The organism is Methanosphaera sp. ISO3-F5, from assembly GCF_034480035.2.
In the GTDB taxonomy this organism is placed as follows: Archaea; Methanobacteriota; Methanobacteria; order Methanobacteriales; family Methanobacteriaceae; genus Methanosphaera.
Genome location: NZ_CP118753.2, coordinates 132,712 through 153,860, shown reverse-complemented (window position 1 = coordinate 153,860; position 21,149 = coordinate 132,712). Strand labels below are relative to the sequence as shown.

At 30.2% G+C, this 21,149-nt stretch carries 16 protein-coding genes and 1 tRNA gene; 3 read left to right on the top strand and 14 right to left on the bottom strand.

Annotated features, from left to right (window positions below; all coding sequences use genetic code 11):
* Window positions 1-3: 3 nt before the first annotated feature.
* The 6 genes from PXD04_RS12455 to PXD04_RS12430 all read right to left on the bottom strand — a co-directional run bounded on the left by PXD04_RS12455 (window position 4) and on the right by PXD04_RS12430 (window position 6,727).
* Window positions 4-612, bottom strand: coding sequence for a 4Fe-4S dicluster domain-containing protein (locus PXD04_RS12455; protein ID WP_323737199.1), 609 nt, complete (start codon window positions 610-612; stop codon window positions 4-6).
* Between the two features lie 204 nt (window positions 613-816).
* Complete coding sequence (gene cysS, locus PXD04_RS12450) at window positions 817-2,193, bottom strand: cysteine--tRNA ligase (protein ID WP_409988266.1); 1,377 nt, start codon at window positions 2,191-2,193, stop codon at window positions 817-819.
* A gap of 99 nt (window positions 2,194-2,292) precedes the next feature.
* Window positions 2,293-2,363, bottom strand: a tRNA-Cys gene (locus PXD04_RS12445).
* A 143-nt stretch (window positions 2,364-2,506) separates the two neighbouring features.
* The gene (locus PXD04_RS12440; protein WP_323737198.1) at window positions 2,507-2,716 is read right to left on the bottom strand and encodes a histone family protein; all 210 of its coding nucleotides are present in this window, start codon (window positions 2,714-2,716) and stop codon (window positions 2,507-2,509) included.
* 236 nt (window positions 2,717-2,952) lie between these two features.
* A complete protein-coding gene (locus PXD04_RS12435) occupies window positions 2,953-5,634 on the bottom strand; it encodes a heavy metal translocating P-type ATPase (protein ID WP_323737197.1) in 2,682 nt (893 codons plus the stop codon).
* Between the two features lie 169 nt (window positions 5,635-5,803).
* The gene (locus PXD04_RS12430) at window positions 5,804-6,727 is read right to left on the bottom strand and encodes a hypothetical protein (protein WP_323737196.1); all 924 of its coding nucleotides are present in this window, start codon (window positions 6,725-6,727) and stop codon (window positions 5,804-5,806) included.
* 414 nt (window positions 6,728-7,141) lie between these two features.
* Here PXD04_RS12430 and PXD04_RS12425 point away from each other — a divergent pair, with 414 nt between their 5' ends.
* The 3 genes from PXD04_RS12425 (at window position 7,142) to PXD04_RS12415 (ending at window position 10,155) form a co-directional block, all read left to right on the top strand.
* A complete protein-coding gene (locus PXD04_RS12425; protein ID WP_323737195.1) occupies window positions 7,142-8,182 on the top strand; it encodes a hydroxymethylglutaryl-CoA synthase in 1,041 nt (346 codons plus the stop codon).
* A 27-nt stretch (window positions 8,183-8,209) separates the two neighbouring features.
* Window positions 8,210-9,367, top strand: a complete 1,158-nt coding sequence (locus PXD04_RS12420; RefSeq protein ID WP_323737194.1) for a thiolase domain-containing protein — start codon at window positions 8,210-8,212, stop codon at window positions 9,365-9,367.
* Window positions 9,368-9,465: 98 nt separating this feature from the next.
* Window positions 9,466-10,155, top strand: coding sequence for a hypothetical protein (locus PXD04_RS12415; RefSeq protein ID WP_323737193.1), 690 nt, complete (start codon window positions 9,466-9,468; stop codon window positions 10,153-10,155).
* Between the two features lie 495 nt (window positions 10,156-10,650).
* Here the strand turns inward: PXD04_RS12415 and PXD04_RS12410 are convergent, their stop codons facing one another.
* From PXD04_RS12410 to PXD04_RS12375, 8 genes are all read right to left on the bottom strand, one after another.
* Window positions 10,651-11,154, bottom strand: a complete 504-nt coding sequence (locus tag PXD04_RS12410) for a hypothetical protein (protein WP_323737192.1) — start codon at window positions 11,152-11,154, stop codon at window positions 10,651-10,653.
* Between the two features lie 186 nt (window positions 11,155-11,340).
* Window positions 11,341-12,957 carry a thermosome subunit alpha gene (thsA, locus tag PXD04_RS12405; RefSeq protein ID WP_323737191.1) on the bottom strand — a complete coding sequence of 539 codons (1,617 nt, stop codon included), beginning with the start codon at window positions 12,955-12,957 and terminating at the stop codon, window positions 11,341-11,343.
* A 232-nt stretch (window positions 12,958-13,189) separates the two neighbouring features.
* Entirely contained in the window at window positions 13,190-16,450 is a 3,261-nt protein-coding gene (locus tag PXD04_RS12400) for a hypothetical protein (RefSeq protein WP_323737190.1), read from the bottom strand.
* A 60-nt stretch (window positions 16,451-16,510) separates the two neighbouring features.
* A complete protein-coding gene (locus tag PXD04_RS12395) occupies window positions 16,511-17,038 on the bottom strand; it encodes a phosphatase PAP2 family protein (protein WP_323737189.1) in 528 nt (175 codons plus the stop codon).
* Window positions 17,039-17,069: 31 nt separating this feature from the next.
* Window positions 17,070-18,122, bottom strand: coding sequence for an aspartate-semialdehyde dehydrogenase (asd, locus tag PXD04_RS12390; RefSeq protein WP_323737188.1), 1,053 nt, complete (start codon window positions 18,120-18,122; stop codon window positions 17,070-17,072).
* A gap of 11 nt (window positions 18,123-18,133) precedes the next feature.
* A complete protein-coding gene (gene dapB, locus PXD04_RS12385) occupies window positions 18,134-18,955 on the bottom strand; it encodes a 4-hydroxy-tetrahydrodipicolinate reductase (RefSeq protein ID WP_323737187.1) in 822 nt (273 codons plus the stop codon).
* Between the two features lie 9 nt (window positions 18,956-18,964).
* Window positions 18,965-19,855 carry a 4-hydroxy-tetrahydrodipicolinate synthase gene (gene dapA / locus PXD04_RS12380; protein WP_323737186.1) on the bottom strand — a complete coding sequence of 297 codons (891 nt, stop codon included), beginning with the start codon at window positions 19,853-19,855 and terminating at the stop codon, window positions 18,965-18,967.
* On the bottom strand, window positions 19,852-21,078 hold the full coding sequence (locus tag PXD04_RS12375) for an aspartate kinase (RefSeq protein WP_323737185.1): 1,227 nt from the start codon (window positions 21,076-21,078) through the stop codon (window positions 19,852-19,854). Before PXD04_RS12375 ends, dapA begins: the two co-directional genes overlap by 4 nt.
* Between the last annotated feature and the right edge of the window lie 71 nt (window positions 21,079-21,149).

The window sequence follows — 21,149 nt, the reverse complement described above, 5'->3', positions numbered from 1 at the left end:
CCCCTATTTTCTATTTCTTACATCTTTTATTTGTTCTACACGTTTCTTAAATCCAATAGCTTCTAATGTTTTATCTACTGATTTTTTTGCATCGGGATATAAAAACATACTTTCTAAACCTAATTCCTCCCTGACGTCTTGAAGTTGTTCTTGAAGATTTTCCCAATGTTTTCCATAGTCTATTTTTAATTGTCCATGATATTCTTCAGGAATCATTCCCAATCCTTCTGCAAGATAACTGTCTGCAAAACTCATGAAAGATTCTATTTTCTTTTTACCTACGTCTTCTTGTATTGCCATTTCACGAAGAATTTGATTTACTTCACATACGCTATTACCAACGGGACATACACTTTGACATGTGTAACAATAGAAACAATTCCAAATAATATCATCTTCAATTATTGATTCATCATTGTCTAAAACTCTTTTGATAATTTCTCTTGAATCATAATCGGAATGTCTTGATGCCGGACATGTAGAAGTACATAATCCACATTGTACACATCGCAACAATCCCAAATCCGAAGGTGCTTTTATATCTTTTAGTACTTTATGAGCAAGATCTTCTTCGGATTTTTGATTCATTTCACGTCTATTCAATTTTATCAAAACAATACACCTATTATAAAATTTATTTATTCATCATTCTTCAAGTACAAATTTTTATTAATTGATTTCATAAATATTACTTTATAATTATATTGTATTGATAATACCATATAAATAACACTGTTAATTATTAATGCTTTGAAGTAAAAAAAAATAAAAAAAGTTAGATAAAAGTTTAAAAATAAAAAAATAGAACAATGAAGATTATTTATCTTCTAAAGATATATCTAATTCTGCAAGTTTATCTCTTATTTTATCAGCAGAATCCCAATCTTTTTTAGCTCTTAAATCTTGTCTTACTTCTGTAATTATGTCCAATAAATCATCAGATAGGTCAGAACCAAGATTATCCTCTTGAATTATTGAAAATCCTAAAATTTCCTCGATGATTCTTAAACTATTAACAATTAAATCCAAGGAGTCTTTAGATATACTATTATCATTTAGAGCTTTATTGATTTTATGAGTAAATTCAAATAAGCTAGATAATGCAATAGGTGTATTAAAATCATTATCCATAGCATCAAAGAATTCTTTTTTAAATGTAGATAACTCTGATAAAATATCAGACAAGTCAGATTCAGGAAGATCTTCTGAATTAGCTCTTTCTAAAAGATTATTTCCAGTATTTTGTATACGTTTTAAACTGTTTTCTGCTTGTTTTAAAATATCATCACTAAAATCTATTGGACTTCTATAATGAGTAGATAAAACAAAGAATCTGTAAACTTCAGGTGAATAATCTTTTAATAATTCTTTTATAGTAATGAAATTACCTAATGATTTACTCATTTTTTCTCCACGCACATTTAAGAATCCAGTATGCATCCAATATTCTACTAATGGTTCTTTTCCACTGGCTGCTTCCATTTGTGCAATTTCTGCATCATGATGCGGAAATATTAAATCTAAACCTCCACCATGAATATTATATTGAGGACCAAAATAACTTTCAGTTATTGCTGTATCTTCTATATGCCAACCCGGACGTCCATTTCCCCAAGGAGAATCCCAATATGGTTTTTCATCCTGTTTTTTCCATAACGCGAAATCTTTAGCATCTTTTTTTGTAGTATCTACTTCTATCCTTGTATTTTGTAAATCATCTAAGTTACGATTAGATAACTTCCCAAAGTCTTCAAATTTAGAAACATCAAAATAGACTCCGGTTTCGGTATCATAAGCATATCCTTTGTTTATTAAATCTTCAATTTGTTTAATAATTTCATCCATGTGTTCTGTTGCCCTAGCATAGAAGTTTACATTATTTACATTTAATAAGGCCATATCTTCAAGGTATTCTTTTTCGAATCTATGTGATAATTCTAATGGATCTTCACCATTTTCTTTAGCCCTGTTAATTATTTTATCATCTATGTCTGTGATATTCTGTAAATAGAATACTGAAATTCCTTTATGTTTTAGGTATCTTACTATAACATCAAAAGAAATATATGTTCTTGCATGCCCTATATGAGAATAATCATAAACTGTAGGTCCACATACAAACAGTTTGAGTTTGTTATTTACTACTTTCAATTCTTCTTTTTCTCTAGTCATTGTATTATATACTTTAATCATGAAGTTCCCCTTTATAATTAGATAGTACTATTAGAAATATGTTAATATTTTTGTAAAAACTGATAAATAAGTTATTCTAAAATAAGATATTAATTAAAAAGCCAAGAAAGGGATTTGAACCCCTGTGATATGGTCTGCAGCCACACACCTAGCCTCTCGGTCATCTTGGCATTAACAAAATAAGATGTTAGCAATATAATGTTTACATTTAATAATATATAAACTTTTTGGATAAAAAATTACTGGAAAAATATTTAATAGAAATAGATAAAAAAATAAAAAAATAAAAATAAATAAATTTTTATGAAAATAATTATTTATAATCTTCAAGTGCTAATTGGATATCTGATGCTTTAACTGTTTTTCTTCCAGCGTGTTTTGCTAATATAACTGCATTTTCTGCAATATCCATAGCTATTTCTTCTAAAGCATTTGTTAATTCTATTTTAGCATCCTCACTTACTCTAGTTGCACCTGATTTTTTCAATAATCTTCCGAAAGGAGCTACAGGTAACTCTGACATATATTCACCTCCAATATAATATATAGTTTTAAAATAATAATATTTAAATATATTGTTATTAAACCAAAGTATAGATAAAGTGAGTGATAATAATAGAATATATTATTTTTTATCTCCTTTAAAATAAGAAAATAAGAAACAAAAAGATTAAAAATATAAAAAAAAATTAAGATATGTCTAAAAAAATAATATAATAAAAAAAATAATAATAAAAACTTTAGAAATAAAAAAAATGTTTAAAATAGGGAATCTTTTACAAATCCTATCCTAAATGAATTAAATATAACTAACAAAGTTAATCCTAAATCACCAATACCTACTGCCATCATTAAAGTAATTAAACCTAATATTGCAAGTATTACAAATAAAAATTTAACGGAAATTGATACTATAATATTCTGCTTAATAATTCCCATAGTTTTTCTACTTAACCTAAACAAGTAAGGCAATTTAGTTAAATCATCTTGCATTAAAGCTACATCAGCTGTTTCAATTGCCACATCTGATCCAACAGCACCCATAGCTATACCTACATTTGCCCGGGCTAATGCGGGTGCATCATTAATTCCATCACCCACCATTGCCACATCACCAAATTTATTTCTTATAATATCCAATATGTTTAGTTTATCTTCCGGCATTAAGTTAGCATAGACATATTGTACTCCTATTTGATTTGCAACACTACGTGCAGATTCTTTATTATCCCCAGTTAACATTATTGTTTTTATACCAACATTATTTAAAGTGGAAATTACTTCTTTGGATTCATCCCTAATTTTATCTTTGACAGAGATAATACCCATGAGATCATGTTGATTTCCTACAAATATTATTGTTTCTCCATTGGAAGAGTGTTCAACTACTTTAGAGTGATCAATTTCAAATTTACTTCCTTCAATCAAGGCTTCATTTGCTGCATAATACTCATAGTCACCAAATTTACCTACAATACCTTTACCTGGAACGTTTTTGAATTGAGATATGTTTAGTAATTTTATGTTATTCTTTTGTGCATAATTTACTATTGCTAATCCGATTGGATGAGTTGATTTGTTTTCTAATGAAGCTGCTATTTGTACTAATTCTTCTTTATTATAATGCTCATCTAATACTTTTATATCAACAACTTCTAATTTACCCTCAGTTAATGTTCCTGTTTTATCGAATATTACTGCCTTGATATTTCTCATTTCTTCTACGTGAGTACTTCCTTTAATTATTACTCCTTGTCTGGTTGCAGATGTGATTGATGATACCATACCTATAGGAGTGGATATTAAAAATGCACATGGACATGAAATTACCATAATTGATAATGCTCTGTAAATCCATTCTTTGAATACTGTCATATCTCCTCCCAATATTATTGGTGGAATAAATGCTACACATAATGTAATTACCACCATAGCAGGTGTGTAATATTTTGCTATTTTTTCTACAAGAGTTTCAGTTGTAGATCTGTTTAATTGTGAACGTTTTACTAATGTAACTATTTTTGAAATAACACTATCCTTTGATTTTTTAGTTACTTCTATTTCAAGATATCCATCCTCATTAACTGTTCCAGAATATACTTTATCACCAACATTTTTCGTTACTGGAACACTTTCTCCTGTAATTGATGCCTGGTTAATTGAAGATATACCTGAACTTACTTTACCATCTAAAGGTATTTTATCTCCAGGTTTAACGATTACTGTTTCACCTACTTCCACATCATCTACTTTAATAATTTCTTCATCGGACCCTCTTTTTACTCTTGCTGTTTCAGGAGCTATTTCGACCAGGGATTTTATAGAGTTTTGTGCTCTTAGCTCAGCATAATCTTCTAAAAATTCTGCTATATAATATAAAAATGTGATTGCAGCTCCTTCTTCTGGATGTCCTATTATAAATGAAGCTATACATGCTACTGTCATTAAAACTGCAGGACTAATTGTGTGCCTTTTGGTTATTGCTTTCCATCCCATTAATGCTATTTCGTAACCAGCTATTATAGCACCTAACATGAATACTGGTGTTGCGAGCATTCCGTTCATAATATTTAAATATTCTAATATGTGTCCTAGTACAAATAGTATTCCACTTGATACTATGATTTGAATTGATCTGTTTGCTAATAATGGTTTTCCTTCAGCTATTACTGGTTCTTCATCATCATCGTCATCAGAACAATCATCACAGTTACATATTTTTATATCATCATCACAACAATCATCATCACATCCACAAGAATGTTCATTATGAGAATGTTCTGAATCATGAGAATGATCATGTCCTCCACAAGTACAAGAATCCCCCTCATGAGAATGTTCTGAACCATGAGAATGATCAGATTCATGAGAATGATCATGTCCTCCACAAGTACAAGAATCCCCCTCATGAGAATGTTCTAAATCATGAGAATGATCAGATTCATGAGAATGATCATGTCCTCCACAAGTACAAGAATCCCCCTCATGAGAATGTTCTGAACCATGAGAATGTTTTTCATCTGCACAATCATCACAGCTACATATTTTAATATCCACATCTTCGTCAAAATCTATTTTTTCCCTGTGGTCATATTGAGAATAATCTGTTGATTCTTGATAGTTTTTGAGTAATTGTTTATCATAATGTTCCATAATTTCACAATGATCATCAGGACATTCTGGATCCATACATATGTAATTATAATGTCCGGGATCTTTGCAGATTGCTTCTTGACAATCTGAATCATAACATTCATTGTGTTCTTCAGTATTTTCTAATTTATGTAGTTTTTGAAGCATTTTTTTATTATAATGTTCTTCTAATTCACAATGATCGTCATGACAGTCGGGATCTAGACAAATGAAATCATAATGTTCTGGATTAGTGCAGTTTTCATCATGACATTTTGGCATGTGCGTTTTTTTAGTGTTGTTTTCCATTTTACCATCTTTATTATTTTGAATAATTTGAGTATTATTTTAAATTTGATATGTTAATAATAATTGTTATATGATAATATGTTCATATGTACATATAAATGTTTTTAATAATATATTAAAATTAAAAAAAAAATCAAAAAAAAGAAATTACAGGAAAATCCTGATAAAATTAATTAACTTCCCTATTTCCAGAAGAATTAGAAACAACAATAGTTTTTCCATATTCTCCATTTTCTGAATCTACAGAACTTGTTACAGAACTATTAGAACTATTAGTACTAGTATACGTATCATTACTATCCGTACTATTAGAATTAAATAAGTTTATAAAATCAAAATTATCTATAGCAAGGAGTATACTATTTATTTCATTTGACACCCCATCAACATAGTATTCTTTAGTTACATATACGATTGACGGAATATTATTATTTATGATTTTTTCTGAAACTGATTCTGTATATGAATGACTATCAGGAGTATACATGCCTACCCCAGTATTATTTGAAATATAATCTACAACCATTTTAGAAGTATAAGTATCATTGGATGGAACAAATACATATGAATTTGAATCATTAGTACTATGAATATCTGCTGTAAAATTATAACCATTTTTTATAATATCTTGGACAGCAAATTCTGATGCTAAACTTTCAGACATTTCATTTACCGTTAGATTATTTTCATTATTTTCTTCACCCTCATTACTTGAAGAATATGAAGCATTAACTATATATACATCATAACAATATTTGAATGTATCATCATTTTGTAATGTTGGAACAATAGCATTTGCAGATTTTTGTTTTGCATCAACACCCAAAATCAATGCTACCTTAATATCCGAAGAAGGATTACCAAAACCAGAAATTTTAGTCACTGTACCATAAGAATTTTGACCCACCATTTTATATTGTACATCCGGAACATCAGAAGTATTATTTGTCACATTTTCTGGTTCTTCAGGATCAGGTGTTGAAAAACCACCATTTAACACAATAGTTAGACCCATAACCACAATAACAGCCATTATAAGAACTATAACCAATTTAGAAGAACCAATTGGGACCTTACCCGAATCATCATACATAATCTAACCTCCTAATTTAAAATTTCTTATAAAATAAACTCCTAAGATATTAACCAATATAATAATTAATATGTATCTCAATAAATAAGAAATTAATGTTTAACTAAAAAATCAAAAATAACCCCCCGGAAGCAATATAATAAAAAAAAGAATAAAAAAACAGATTCAATTAAAATAACACCAAATAATAACCTTAAAACAAAAATAATAATTTAAACATTGACATAAAAAAAAAACAAAATTAGCCAATAAAAAAAAATATTAAAAATAAATATATTAAGTTGTTTAAACTAAACTTTAATTAATATAGACTATAGAAATATTTTAAATCTATAAAAAATAAAACGATACAAAAATAATCTCTGCTTTTTGCAGAAAAAAGAACCAAAAAAAATTTACACCAAAGGTGATAAAATGACAGGAATTGTTGGATATGGAGCACATGTTCCCTCTTACAGAATCAAAGTAGAAGAAATTGCTAAAGTATGGGGAGATGACCCAAACTCTATTTCAAAAGGATTAGTCGTTAATGAAAAATCAGTACCTGGACCAGATGAAGATACTGTTACAATAGCAGTAGAAGCAGCAAGAAGAGCATTAAAACGTGCAGAAATAGACCCACAAGACATAGGAGCAATATATGTTGGATCAGAATCACATCCATATGCAGTAAAACCTACTGCCACAATAGTTGCAGATGCTATAAGAGCTTCTCCAAACCTAACCGCAGCAGATTTAGAATTTGCTTGTAAAGCTGGTACTGCAGGAATTCAAGCAGCAGTAGGACTTGTTAAATCAGGAATAATCAAATACGGACTTGCAATAGGAGCAGACACATCACAAGGTGCACCAGGAGATGCATTAGAATATACTGCAAGTGCAGGAGGAGCTGCATACATTATTGGTGAAGACAACACAATAGCCGATATAGAAGAAACATGCAGTTTTACCACAGATACTCCTGACTTTTACAGAAGAGAAGGTGAAACTTACCCATCACACGGTGGAAGATTCACAGGAGAACCAGCATACTTCAAACACGTTCTTGGAGCTGCAAACAGAATGTTAGAAAAAACCGGGACAACAGCAGAAGATTATGACTATGCAGTATTCCACCAACCAAATGGAAAATTCTACATAAGAGCAGCAAGAAAACTAGGTTTCAGCGAAGAACAATACAAACAAGGATTACTAACACCAAACATAGGAAATACATACTCCGGAGCAACACCATTAGGACTAGCATCAGTCCTTGACATAGCAAAACCAGGAGACAAAATATTTGCAGTATCCTATGGATCAGGTGCAGGAAGTGATGCATTCACCATAACAGTAAATGATAGAATTGAAGAAGTCAGAAATAAAGCTAAAACACTAGAAGAAATACAAGAAAATTTAACTTACGTAGATTATGCTACTTATGCTAAATTTAAAGGAAAAATAAAAATGGAATAAAAAAAAACTCATAACAAAGGTGAAAAAATGAGAGATGTAGCAATAGTAGGAGTATCCCAAACAAAATTCGGAGAACTATGGGATAAATCATTCAGAGATTTAGTTGTTGAAGCAGGAGTAGAAGCAATAAATGATGCAAACATGTCTGGAGACAAATTAGATGCAATGTACATAGGAAACATGAGCGGAGGTTTATTTGTAGGCCAAGAACACATAGGATCATTAATAGCAGAACATTCTGGTTTAACACCTATACCATTCACAAGAGTAGAAGCAGCTTGTGCATCAGGTGGATTAGCATTTAGACAAGCAATAATGGCAGTAGCATCAGGTTATTACGATAATGTTATGGCAGCAGGTGTTGAAAAAATGACAGACGTAGTAGATGCAACACCAGCTATTGCAGCAGCAGCTGACCGTGAATGGGAAGCACAACAAGGAGTTACTTTCCCATCCTTATATGCTATGATGGCAAGAAGACACATGTATGAATATGGCACTACTCGTGAACAAATTGCAGGATTTGCAGTTAACGGACATAAAAATGGTGCATTAAATCCTAAAGCACAATTTCAACGTGAAATTAGTGTAGATGCTGTGCTAAATTCTACAAAAGTAGCATCACCATTAAATATTTTAGATTGTTCACCTGTTTCAGATGGTGCATCTGCAGTAATCGTATGTCCAGCAGAAGATGCTAAAAAATACAGTGACACACCAATATATGTAAAAGCATCAACACAAGCTTCAGATACTATAGCTTTACACAGCAGAAAAAGTTTAACACAACTTAACGCAACAATAACCGCTTCCCGTAAAGCATATGATATTGCAGGATTAGAAGCAAAAGATATGGATATTGCAGAAGTACATGATTGTTTTAGTATAAATGGATTAATCGCGATAGAAGATTTAGGATTCTTTGAAAAAGGAAAAGGAGGACAAGCTATCGAAGAAGGATTAATTGCAAGAAACAGTCAAATTTCTGTTAACACATCCGGTGGACTTAAAGCAAGAGGTCATCCTTTAGGTGCTACAGGAATTGCACAAGTAGCTGAAGTAACTTGGCAATTGAGAGGAGATGCAGATAAAAGACAAGTTGATGGTGCTGAAAATGGTATTACACATAATGTAGGAGGTACCGGAGGTACTGTCGCTATCCAAATATTATCAAGAAACAATTAATTGTCCAATATTTAATTCACCTCCATCATTATAACTTTTTTTAAACAAAAATATTTAACTTCATAAGAATAATATCTAATATTATATGGAGTTTAAATATGAGAAATATTGGAAAGACAGTTATAACTATTATCATCATAGGTTTAATTGTAATAACCATACCCTATTTACTAAATGAACGAATTACGCATGAAAAACTAGGCTCAGATGATACAGGTTATGTGACAAAAGATGTATACAATTATTTTAATTCAGAAAAAACTATTATCATGATTACGGGAATACATCCTAGAGAACCCTTAGCAATAAATCCAGAAATTGAATCATTAAAACAGTTTGCACTTACAAATAATGTTAAAATGATTAATTATAATGTAACTGTCACTAAAGATAAAGAAGATTTTAAAAAAGGCAGATATAATGGAGAACATTTAGTTGCTAACTATATTTTGCCCGATATTTATAGCCTAAAAGCGGATGTGATAATTATTAGTCATTCACATGAAGAAGGTTATGGAGAAGGATTTTATCTTGCAACTCCTGCAATGGATGAAGCTTCTGTTCGTTTAGGAGAAGGTGTGAAAAATTCGGGTATAGATTTTAATTATTTTAGAACACCAACTAATGAAACATATAAAAGTACTTCCATAGAATTAGTTTCCAAACCTTTGGCTGATGCTGGTTATCCTACATTAGTTTATGAAATTCCTGAAAATATAACTGAACAAGATTCCACGGATAGAACTTTAGATTTGTTAAAAGTAGTTTATAAAATGATAAGCGAATAAAACTCTTATTTTTTTTTAATTAGAATGTTGGCATGAACTCGTTTTTGTAATACTCTTTATCTGGATGAAACTTTTTTTAGTATGCTTGTTCTTATGTATATCTAATTTTGTGAAAAAATTTCTTACTAAAACCTCCTATTGAGTGCTTACCAGATGCTTTTAGATTAAATTTAATAAAGGTGAGCGAATTAAAAGAGGACTCTATAAAACAAGCAACGGAACATTAATAAATGCCGATATCAATGCAGCATATAATATTATACGCAAAAGTAGTAGAAATTCCCCAAATAACGACTGTACTAGTGGGCATGGACTGTCCCAGGGAAAATCAAAAAAAATACGAGACCATTTTAAAAAATAAACAATAAAAAAAATGCTCTTGTTACATTTTGATTTGAAGAAAGGCATAAATTTAGGTATTATTTTTTTGAAAAAAAAAGGTTAATCTTTTTTTAGATTAATACTTTTTCTCTTGAAACTAATTTATGCTAAGTCTCAATTATGTAATGCTATGAATTCATCACGATAATGATCTAATCTAAGAACATATTTATCAAGTTCTAAATCATATTCTCTTAATACTTTTTCTTCTGCTTCTAATTCTATAGAACATCCATCAAATAATAAGAGTTTAACTTCCAGTAATGTGAAATAATCTGAAAATAATGTTATTGCCAAATTGATATATTCATCAGATTCATAAAATGGATCCAATAATAAACATTCTATCATTTCTTTAATTTCTACAAAAAATGGATATTCATGTGTTATTAAATCGTTAGAGTATAAATTGTCCGAAATTTTATCAAAAGAATCTAATATTAAATTAATTATTTCCATTGCTACAACTGTAGATAATCCTTTAGGAGTATCTGTATCCATACTCCAATAAGTAGCAGATGTTACATTTTTTAAGGAATCGAACAAGGATATAATTAATTTTTTATACTCGGTTATATCTCCAAAAAATAAATTATTAAAGTCGAGAATTTTATCCATATATTTCCACTCTTATATTGTTATATGAAGTTTTGTTAGAAAAAGAATAAATAATTTAATAAAAAAATTATAAAAAAAAGTAATCCATGAAAAATTATCATGGATTTTCCCCTAATATTAATACTTTAGAAAGTTCCTAATAGTTTAATTTATAGGTAATTTAACATTTTATAGGTTTTAACCTACTTACATTGGAGGCATTCCGCCCATTCCATCCATACCTTGAGCTGCTGCTACATCTCCTTGGCTGGAGGATGCAATTACATCATCGATTCTTAAAATCATTTCAGCTGCTTCTGCTGCAGATTGAATTGCTTGTTTTTTAACTCTTTGAGGTTCGATAACTCCTGCTTCTTTCATGTCTGCTACTCCACCTTCAAATACATTTAATCCCATGTATATTGAATCTTCGTGAGCTGCTCTTAAATCTACTAAGGAGTCTATGCTGTCTAGACCTGCATTTTCTGCTAAGGTTCTTGGTACAACTTCTAATGCATCAGCAAATGCCATAACTGCTAATTGTTCTCTTCCACTGATTGTTTCTGCGTAGTCTTTTAATCCTTTTGCTATTGCTATTTCAGGAGCTCCTCCACCAACAACAACTTTTCCATCTTCTACTGTTGAAGCTACTACACCTATTGCATCTTCTACTGCTCTTTCGATTTCGTCTACTACGTGACTGGTTGAACCTCTTAATAATAAGGTTACTGCTTTTGGATCTTTACATTCTTTTACAAAGATCATGTCGTCACCGGATACTTTATCTTCAGCTACTGATCCTGCATCTCCTAAATCTTCTGCGGTTAGGTCTTGGATGTTTGTTACGATTTTTGCACCGGTTGCTTTTGCTAATTTTTCCATGTCTGATTTTTTAACTCTTCTTGTTGCTAAGATTCCTGCTTTTGCTAAGTAGTGTTGTGCTAAGTCATCGATACCTTTTTGACAGAATAATACGTTTGCTCCAGCGTTTACTAATTCATCTACCATTTCTTTAATCATTGCTTCTTCTTGTTCGATGAATGCTTGCATTTGTGCTGGGTCGGTAATTCTGATTTCTGCATCTACTTCTGTTTCTTTAACTTCTATTGCACTGTTTACTAATGCGATTTTAGCGTTTTCAATGTTTGTAGGCATTCCTGGGTGTACTCTTTCTTTGTCTATGATTACTCCAGATACTAATTCTGAGTCTTCTATTGCTGCACCGTCTTTTGATTCGATTTTTATTTGTTCGATGTCTACTTTACCGTCTTCTTCTACTTGACTTACTGCGCCAACAATTAATTCTGCTAATGGTTCTCTTGCTTTTTCTGTTCCTTTTCCGGTCATTGCTGTCATTGCTACTTTTAGTAATGTTTCTTTATCGGAAGTGTCGAGTGATATTGATTCTAGTAATTCTTGTGCTTTTTGTGCTGCTTGTCTGTAACCTAATGCTACGATGGTTGGGTGGATGTCTTTGTCTAATAATTCTTCTGATCTTTTGAGTAATTCTCCTGCGATGATTACTGCTGTTGTTGTTCCGTCCCCTACTTCGTCTTCTTGGGTTTTTGCTACTTCTACTAGCATTTTTGCTGCTGGATGTTCGATGTCCATTTCTTTTAGGATGGTTACTCCATCGTTTGTTACTACGATGTCTCCGATTCCGTCAACGAGCATTTTGTCCATACCTTTTGGACCTAATGTTGTTCTTACGGTTTCTGCTAATACTTTTCCTGCTAATATATTGTTTCTTTGTGCATCTCTTCCTAAAGCTCTTGATGTTCCTTCAGGTAAGATGATTAATGGTTGTTGTGTTTGTTGTGCCATTTTATTACCTCAAATTAAATTCTAATAATTTTTTTTTAGTTTATAATATTTCATTAAAATAATTTTTTTACAATCAGTCTATATTCATTAATGGGTTTGACATTATATAAATACTTTATGGTTATTTTTCTGTACTGAATACAGAAAAACATTAATGAAAATAAATTAAAATTTAAAATAAGTAAAAACTTTGCAAAAACAGTAAAATAAAAAAAGGAGTGAAATAAGAGGATTATTCTTCTAAATTAACTGGATTTTTTACCCAAATAATTTTATCCCCATCTCTAGCACGTTGACAGAAACCACGTTTTTCTAAAGCTTTAAGTGTTTTTGCAAAACTTTCTTTTTCAAGCTCAGTAAAACCTAAGTCCATCAGGTAATCATATAATTCACTAGCACTATGTGCATCCGGTAATAAATGATATATTTGTGATTGGAAACTAGTTAAACCAGGCAATGGTTTAGAAATCATTGCATTGAAATAATCTTTGAATTTAGCCATATCACCTAACTGAATATCTTTATCATTAACAACCTCGTTTAATCTACTTATTTCTTGATCTAATTTTTCATTATTATCTTTTAATACTTCTGCTTTTTGTAAATCAGCTTTAAGAGAGGTTATTTGTTTTTCATAATCAGATTTTAAATCAGCTTTTTCCAGTTCTAATGCACGAATACGTGGCTGTAAATCTTTAAGTTTATCCAATTCCTCGTTTTTATCATATAACAATTGTTTATGGTCATCTATATCCTTATTTTTTCTGTCAACAAGATCTTTTAGTTCTTGAATTCTAGCATTAGAACTAATTACAGCATCCCTACTTTCATGTAATTCATTAGTTTTTTCATCCAACTCGGAACGAATATTGGAAATTAGTGCTTCTTTTTCTGTTATTTCAGAAGATAAGACATCAATTTGTTCAAGTTTTTTGTTAGAATCAGAAACCTCTGTTTTCAAGGAATCAATAACCGTGTCTTTCTGAGATATTTTAGTATTTAATTCGTCAATATCATCATCTTTAAGTTTGAGTTTGTTTTCAAATCTTCCTATTTGTGCATTTAAGTCAGATAATAATTCATCTTGTTTTGATATTGTAGTGTCTTTAGCTTCAATGATTGATTCTGATTGTGCAAATTTAGCAGAACTTTCTTCTACTTGATTATTTAATGAAACTAAATCTTTTTGTAGAGAATTAATTGTTTCATTTAATTCTTCTATTTTATATTGTCTTTGACTTAACAAGGAATTTAGTTTTGATAATTCATTATCTTTTTCATTAGATTCATTAGTGAATTTTTCATTTAATTTGAATATTTCATCTTCTTTAGCTTTTAGTTTATCATCAACAAGTATTGAATCTTTAGCAAGTTTATCTTTTAATTGCTTAATTTCTTCTTGAGAGACTTGGATATTATTACGTAAATCTTTTATAGTTTCTGTTTTTGAAGCAGATTCTGATTGAGCAGCTTTAAGTAGTTTATTTAATTGTGAAATTTCAATATTTTTTAGTTCAATTTTTTGTGGAAGTGCTGCTACTTTATCTGATTTTTCTTGAACTTCTTCTTTAAGTTTGCTTATTTGGTTTTCATTATATTTTTTAACTGCGAAAGATTCATCTTTTAATTTATCATAGCTTGCATCTTTTTCTTTTATTGTTAATTCTAGTGTTTCTTTATCTTGTTTTAATTTGTTAAGAAGAATATTTTTATCATTTAATGTTTTATCCAAATATTCATTTTCGGTTCTTAATTTTTCGTTGTTGTTTAAGAAACCGGACATGTTTTCGTTTAAATCATCTATTTGTTTAGTTGTGGATTTACGTAGCTGATTATAATCTAGTTTAAGTTTATCATATTCTGCATCTTTTTCGTATAATAACTTTTTAGTTTCTTTAAGTTCTTCTTGTAAATCGATTGAATCTTCTGAAGCTTTTGAATCAATATCTACTGAGTCTAATTGGACTTTTAATGATGCTATTTCCTGGTCTTTTTGAGATAATAATGATTCTAATTCTTTGATTTTATCTGAATTGGACTCATCATCTAAAGTTAATGTATTAATTTCTAAGTCTTGTTCATTGGTTTTTTCTGTTAGTACTTTTAATTCTTGTGACACTTTGTTGTTGTCTTCTTGTAAATTATTGTATTTAAGTTCTAATGTTTCATATTGTTGTTTGAAAGATTTTATTGTTGCATCTTTTTCAATTAAATCTAATTGTAGTGCATCGTATTCTTGTGTTTTGTTTTCTAAGTCATGTTTTAATGCGTTGAATTCTTCTTCATCAATTTGTTCTTCAGATATATATGTTTCTAATTTTTTGTTTAATGATTCTATTTCTTCATCTTTAGAAGATAGTAATTCTTCTTTTTCGGATAGTTTTTGTTTAAGAGAATCTATTTCTTCTTTTTGTGAATCAGTTACTTGAATTGGAATTTCTTCGGTATCAACAGATTTCTTTAATTTGGCGTTTTCATTTTCTAGTTCTGTTAATTTAAATTCGTTTATTTTATTCAAGTCTTTGATTTTTTGTAATTCTGCTTGAACTTCTATTAGTTCATTTGATTTTTTTGTGAAATCTTCGATTAAAGCAGACATGTTATCTGATGAAGGTTTTTCATTAGATAATTTTAGTGTTTCATTTTCTTCTTTTAATACGGATATTTCTGATTTTAGTTGACTTATTTCATCGGATTCATCATTGTTTTTTAGTTCTTCTATTGTTGATTCTAGTTCAGATATCTGACTGTTTAATTGATTTAATTCTGTATCTTTAGATTCTATTATTTTTTGAGCTTCTGTTTGGTCTGTTGTTGATAATTTCTGGTTTAATGATTCTATTTCTTCTTCGTATTTTTTGATTTTTTGGTCTCTGCCTGTTATTTCTATTGTTAACTGATTTTTAAGTATTGGAATTTCTTTAAGTTCTTCTGTTTGTCTGTCAATTACTGAGCGTAGTTGTGTAATTTCTGTTTGTGATGATAATTTTTTTAATTCTTCGTTTTGTTCTTTAAGTTTGGTTAGTTCTAATTTAAGTTCTTTATCTGATTGTTCGTTTGAATCTGTATGTACTGATTTTAGTAGTTCAATTTCTTTTATTTGATCTTCAATTGTATTTTCTAGGTCAGATATTTGTTGTTTGTATTCTGATTCGATTCCTTCTGTTCCAGTACTTGATGAATTCATTTTTGAATTTAGTTCACTTATTAAAAGATCTTTTTCTTTTAATTGTGTGTCTTTTTCTTGAAGTTGAAGATCTTTTTCTTTAAGGATTGTTTCTTTCTTGTTTACTTCGTCAGTAAGTTCATTTATTCTTGTGGTTAAGTTACTGTTTTGATTTTCATTTTGGATTAAAACATTTTTAACTACTTCATTTGTTTTAATATCCCTATTTTCTTCGTTCAATTGTTCTTTAAGATTGTTAATTTCTTTAAAACAAGATTTAACTAATTCTCTCAACTCTTCTGATTCTACATCCTTTAAAAACGCCATTGTGATCACTATTTAATATATATTTAATTCAAACTTTTAAACTTTTTCTTTAATAAAAAACTATAATTTAATTCTTTTAAGATTAAGACAATAATCTCCCCCATACGCTACCAATAAACCTACTAAAAAACCTCCCAATACATCAGAAGGATAATGCACTCCCATATACAATCTTGATAACATCACCAATATAGGAATAATCCATAAATAATAATTATCATAATTTTTAGCCAATAAATAAATCATTGAAACTGAGATAGAAGTATGACCTGAAGGGAAAGAATAATCACTTTCAGTAGCAAGAACCACCAACGATGACAATACAGTATAAGGTCTTGGTCTCATTATAATAATTTTAAGTAATTGAGTTACAATTGTGACTAATATAAGAATAATAATCATTCTCTTTGCAACACTTTTTCCTTTTTCATTACCACAAAAATACAATATTAATGCAATTAAAATCCAAAAAAATATTAAACCCATATATGATATTAACAATACAACATTATCCAGCAACATACTATGATAAGATAAATTAATAAATTCTAATATAAATTGGTCAAGTGATTGTAATATTAATAACATAACATCACCTAAAAAAGAAAAAAATTGAAGATTATAAGTATAATTTAGAAATTAATTGTGCATTTAAGATAGAAGCACCTGCTGCACCACGTATAGTATTATGGCCAACAAGAGTATATTTGAAACTGTTCTCAAATACATCCTCCCTTACTCTTCCTACTGAAACACTCATACCATGACCAGCATCCCTATCCATACGAGGTTGAGGCCTATCCTCTTCTTTTCTAACAATTACCGGTTGTTCTGGAGCAAAAGACAATTTTTCTTTCTGAGGAATACCTTTAAAATCATTCATAGCTTTCTCAATATCTTCCACTGTAACATCATCATCTTCAAACTCTATTGAAACAGATTCTGTATGTCCATCCACAACACCAACCCTATTACATGATGCACTTAAAGGGAAATTAGCTTTTTCAACTAGACCACCGTTTACTTTACCTAATAAATGTAAAGTTTCAGATTGCATTTTTTCTTCTTCGCCACCAATATATGGTATGACATTATCCAAAATACCCATTGATGGTACTCCATTGTATCCTGCACCACTAACTGCCTGCATAGTAGTTACAGAAACTCTTTTAAAAGTATATTTATCAAACAATGGTTTTAATGTTAAAGTTAATGCAATTGTAGAACAGTTAGGATTTGTTACAATACAACCATCCCATCCATTTACATCTTTTTGTGTTTCCATCATTTCCAAGTGTTCCGGATTAACTTCTGGAATAACTAATGGAATATTTTCTTTCATACGATTTACACTAGCATTAGATGCAACTATGAATTTTTCAGCAAAAGCTGCTTCAACTGGTTCAGCCAGTCCTGCTGGAAGAGAAGCAAATACGAAATCAACATCATCACTTACTTCTGATGGATCAGTATTAACTATTCTCATTTCCCTAACTTCTTCAGGAATAGGTGTTGTTTGATGCCATGTTACTGCATCTTCATATTTTTTTCCGGCAGATCTTTCAGAAGCTGCCACGTTAACTATATTAAAATCTGGTACTTGGGACAATAATTGAATAAATCTTTGTCCTACCATTCCAGTAGCACCAAGTACACACACATTTCTTACCATAAATTTCACCTTTATAAACCTAGTACATCAAACATGTCAGCTATAGGTTTTTCTTGTTTGTTCATTAAATAATTTACTGCTCTTATTACACCATTAACAAATGCTTGTCTGGTTGAAGCTCTATGGATAACTTCTATTCTTTCACCATCACCACAGAACATTACTGTATGATCTCCTACAATATCGCCACCACGTACTGCATGAATACCTATTTCATCTTTTGGTCTTTTACCAACCATTCCTTCTCTTCCATAACATGCAGAATCATTTAAGCTTAAATCTAGATTTTCTGCAACTATTTCTGCTGCACGTTTAGCAGTTCCTGAAGGTGCATCCTGTTTATTATGATGATGTGCTTCCACTATTTCAACATCATATTCATGACCCAATATTTTAGCTACTTGTCCTACTATTTCGAAGAAAACATTTACTCCTGTGGCCATGTTAGGTGAAATTACTGCTTTGATATTGTTTTCTTTGATTGCATTATGCATCACTTCTAATTGATCATCTTTAATTCCAGTAGTTCCTACAACAACATTTACTCCACATTCAGCACATATTTTCACTGTTTCTACTGCTGCTGTTGCAATGGTAAAATCAATTAGTACGTCAGGTTTTACAGCTTCCAGTTCTGATTTAAGATCTTGTGAGCCTATGATTTTAACTCCCATAGTTCCTAAACCTATTTGTTCACCTAAATCTTTTCCTGCTAATGGAGAATTTGGCATTTCTATACCTAGTACTACTTCCATATTTTCTTGTTCTTGTACGGTTCTTATAATTTTTGAACCCATATTTCCTAGACAGCCAGTTACTGCTACTCTTATCATTTTTTCACCTTATATTAATTCATATCTTTTAAGAATTTCTTGTAATATTACATCGTTTTCTTTGCTCATTTCTTTTAATGGCATTCTTAATCCGCCAGCATTTTTACCCATTAAATTTAATGCTCTTTTTGCAGGAGCTGGACTTGCTTCAATAAACATTACATCCATTAAATCAAATAATTCGTTGGATAATGTTCTAGCTTCATCATAATTTCCTTCTAAAGCTTTTCTTACCATTGTTGAGGTTTTATTCGGCATTATATTAGCAGCTACACTTATTACTCCTCTTGCTCCTTGTGCTATCATAGGTAATGTTAATGAGTCATTTCCTGATAATACTGTGAAATCTTTAATGTCTTGCTTTTCAATTTCATTAAATACTGTTGCTAACTTATTTAAATCTGGATTTGCTTCCTTTATTGCAATTATATTGTCTAATTTTGCTATATCAATTATTGAATCTACTGATAAATCTATACCTGTTCTTGAAGGTACATTATATGCTATTATAGGAATGTTATTTGAATCATTTAATAATTTAAAATGATCATATAATCCACTTTGTTGTGGTTTGTTATAATAAGGAGTTATTACCAAAGCTGCATCTGCACCAGCATCTTCAGCATATTTTACTAAATCCATTGCTTCTGCAGTTGCATTACTTCCTGCTCCTGCAATTGTTACTGCTCTTCCATCTGCTTGATCAACCATTATGTCGATTACTTTTTGATGTTCTTCATGAGTCATTGTTGCAGATTCACCGGTTGTTCCTGCTGCAAGAATTCCTTCTACTCCTCCATCTATTAGAAAATCTATTAAGTTTCTATATGCTTCTTCATTAATTTTTTTGTCATCATCTAATGGTGTGACCATTGCTACATGTGTTCCATCTAAATTCATTTTAAAGTCTCCCTTATTAACTCGTATGCTCTATCACCATCACCCCAATCAACAAATACTACTACTGATGTTTGACTTGAGGATAATTCAACAATATTTATGTTATTTTCATGTAATGGTTTTGTAATGCTTGCTATGATGCCAGGGGTGTCTATAAAATCATGGCTTACCACTGATATCATTGCTATTTTTTGTCCTAATGAAAGTGAACTTAATCTGTCGCCACCTATTACTAATTCATGTAATACTTCATGTGCTTTAATTGCATCTTTTTCTTCAAAGAATAATGTAATTGAACTTTCGCCTGTTGATATTCCGTATATACCAATATTATTATCACTTACTTTCTTGGTTATGTCAGCAATAATTCCCTGTTTATTCATTAAGTCTTCGCCTACAACTGCAATGACTGATAATTTTTCATTAAGCTTCATTATTGATATTACTTCATCTTCTGGGTGTGCCGGTCCAATAATGTCTGTTCCATGAACTCTTAAATCACCATATTCAAAACTTATTATTTTTGCTTTGATGTCAGGATCCTTGTATCTTAAAGCGTTTGGATGTAATACTTGTGCACCATAATTAGCTAAATCTACCATTTCTTCTACAGTGATTTTATCTAATTTTTCGGCATTGTCTAGTTTTCTAGGGTCTGTAGACATAACTCCTTTTACATCAGTTACTATTACAACTTCATCTGCATCAATACAGTGACCTAAAAGAAATGCTGAAACATCACTTCCTCCTCTTCCAAGAGTTGTTACTGATCCTTCTAAATCTTTTCCTAAAAATCCACAAATTACTGGAATTATTCCTTGATTAATTAGTTTGGTAATGTGTTCCTGAACTCTTTTTTTTGTTTCTTCACGGTCTATTTTTGCATTCAGATAATCACTATCTGTTATTACTGGCCATTTTTCATTGAATGGATCAATATATTCAGATTTTACACCTAATGATTCTATTGTTGCTGCCATTATACGTACACTTTGCATTTCACCCATTGAAAGGATTCCTGCTAATTGTTTTGAAGTAACTGTATCACCAATTGATTCTTTGACTAATTTTATTGATTCATCAGTTGTTTTATTTATAGCAGAAACTACTACTACAACTTTACTTCCTTGCATATATTCATTTACAACTGAATTAGCTGCTTTTTGTATACGTTCACCTGAACCTACAGATGTACCTCCGAATTTCGCCACAACTATTCCCATAAATTCACCTTTATTTATTTGATATAGATTTTAAATTTTAGTTAACAATATAATTATTCCTAATAATATAT

What these genes read in the sequence shown, in the direction of transcription:
- cysS (WP_409988266.1), bottom strand. Translation starts at nt 2,193, where the DNA reads ATGATTAAAGTATATAATACAATGACTAGAGAAAAAGAAGAATTGAAA.
- PXD04_RS12440 (WP_323737198.1), bottom strand. Translation starts at nt 2,716, where the DNA reads ATGTCAGAGTTACCTGTAGCTCCTTTCGGAAGATTATTGAAAAAATCA.
- PXD04_RS12435 (WP_323737197.1), bottom strand. Translation starts at nt 5,634, where the DNA reads ATGGAAAACAACACTAAAAAAACGCACATGCCAAAATGTCATGATGAA.
- PXD04_RS12430 (WP_323737196.1), bottom strand. Translation starts at nt 6,727, where the DNA reads ATGTATGATGATTCGGGTAAGGTCCCAATTGGTTCTTCTAAATTGGTT.
- PXD04_RS12425 (WP_323737195.1), top strand. Translation starts at nt 7,142, where the DNA reads ATGACAGGAATTGTTGGATATGGAGCACATGTTCCCTCTTACAGAATC.
- PXD04_RS12420 (WP_323737194.1), top strand. Translation starts at nt 8,210, where the DNA reads ATGAGAGATGTAGCAATAGTAGGAGTATCCCAAACAAAATTCGGAGAA.
- PXD04_RS12415 (WP_323737193.1), top strand. Translation starts at nt 9,466, where the DNA reads ATGAGAAATATTGGAAAGACAGTTATAACTATTATCATCATAGGTTTA.
- PXD04_RS12410 (WP_323737192.1), bottom strand. Translation starts at nt 11,154, where the DNA reads ATGGATAAAATTCTCGACTTTAATAATTTATTTTTTGGAGATATAACC.
- thsA (WP_323737191.1), bottom strand. Translation starts at nt 12,957, where the DNA reads ATGGCACAACAAACACAACAACCATTAATCATCTTACCTGAAGGAACA.
- PXD04_RS12400 (WP_323737190.1), bottom strand. Translation starts at nt 16,450, where the DNA reads ATGGCGTTTTTAAAGGATGTAGAATCAGAAGAGTTGAGAGAATTAGTT.
- PXD04_RS12395 (WP_323737189.1), bottom strand. Translation starts at nt 17,038, where the DNA reads ATGTTATTAATATTACAATCACTTGACCAATTTATATTAGAATTTATT.
- asd (WP_323737188.1), bottom strand. Translation starts at nt 18,122, where the DNA reads ATGGTAAGAAATGTGTGTGTACTTGGTGCTACTGGAATGGTAGGACAA.
- dapB (WP_323737187.1), bottom strand. Translation starts at nt 18,955, where the DNA reads ATGATAAGAGTAGCAGTAACTGGCTGTCTAGGAAATATGGGTTCAAAA.
- dapA (WP_323737186.1), bottom strand. Translation starts at nt 19,855, where the DNA reads ATGAATTTAGATGGAACACATGTAGCAATGGTCACACCATTAGATGAT.
- PXD04_RS12375 (WP_323737185.1), bottom strand. Translation starts at nt 21,078, where the DNA reads ATGGGAATAGTTGTGGCGAAATTCGGAGGTACATCTGTAGGTTCAGGT.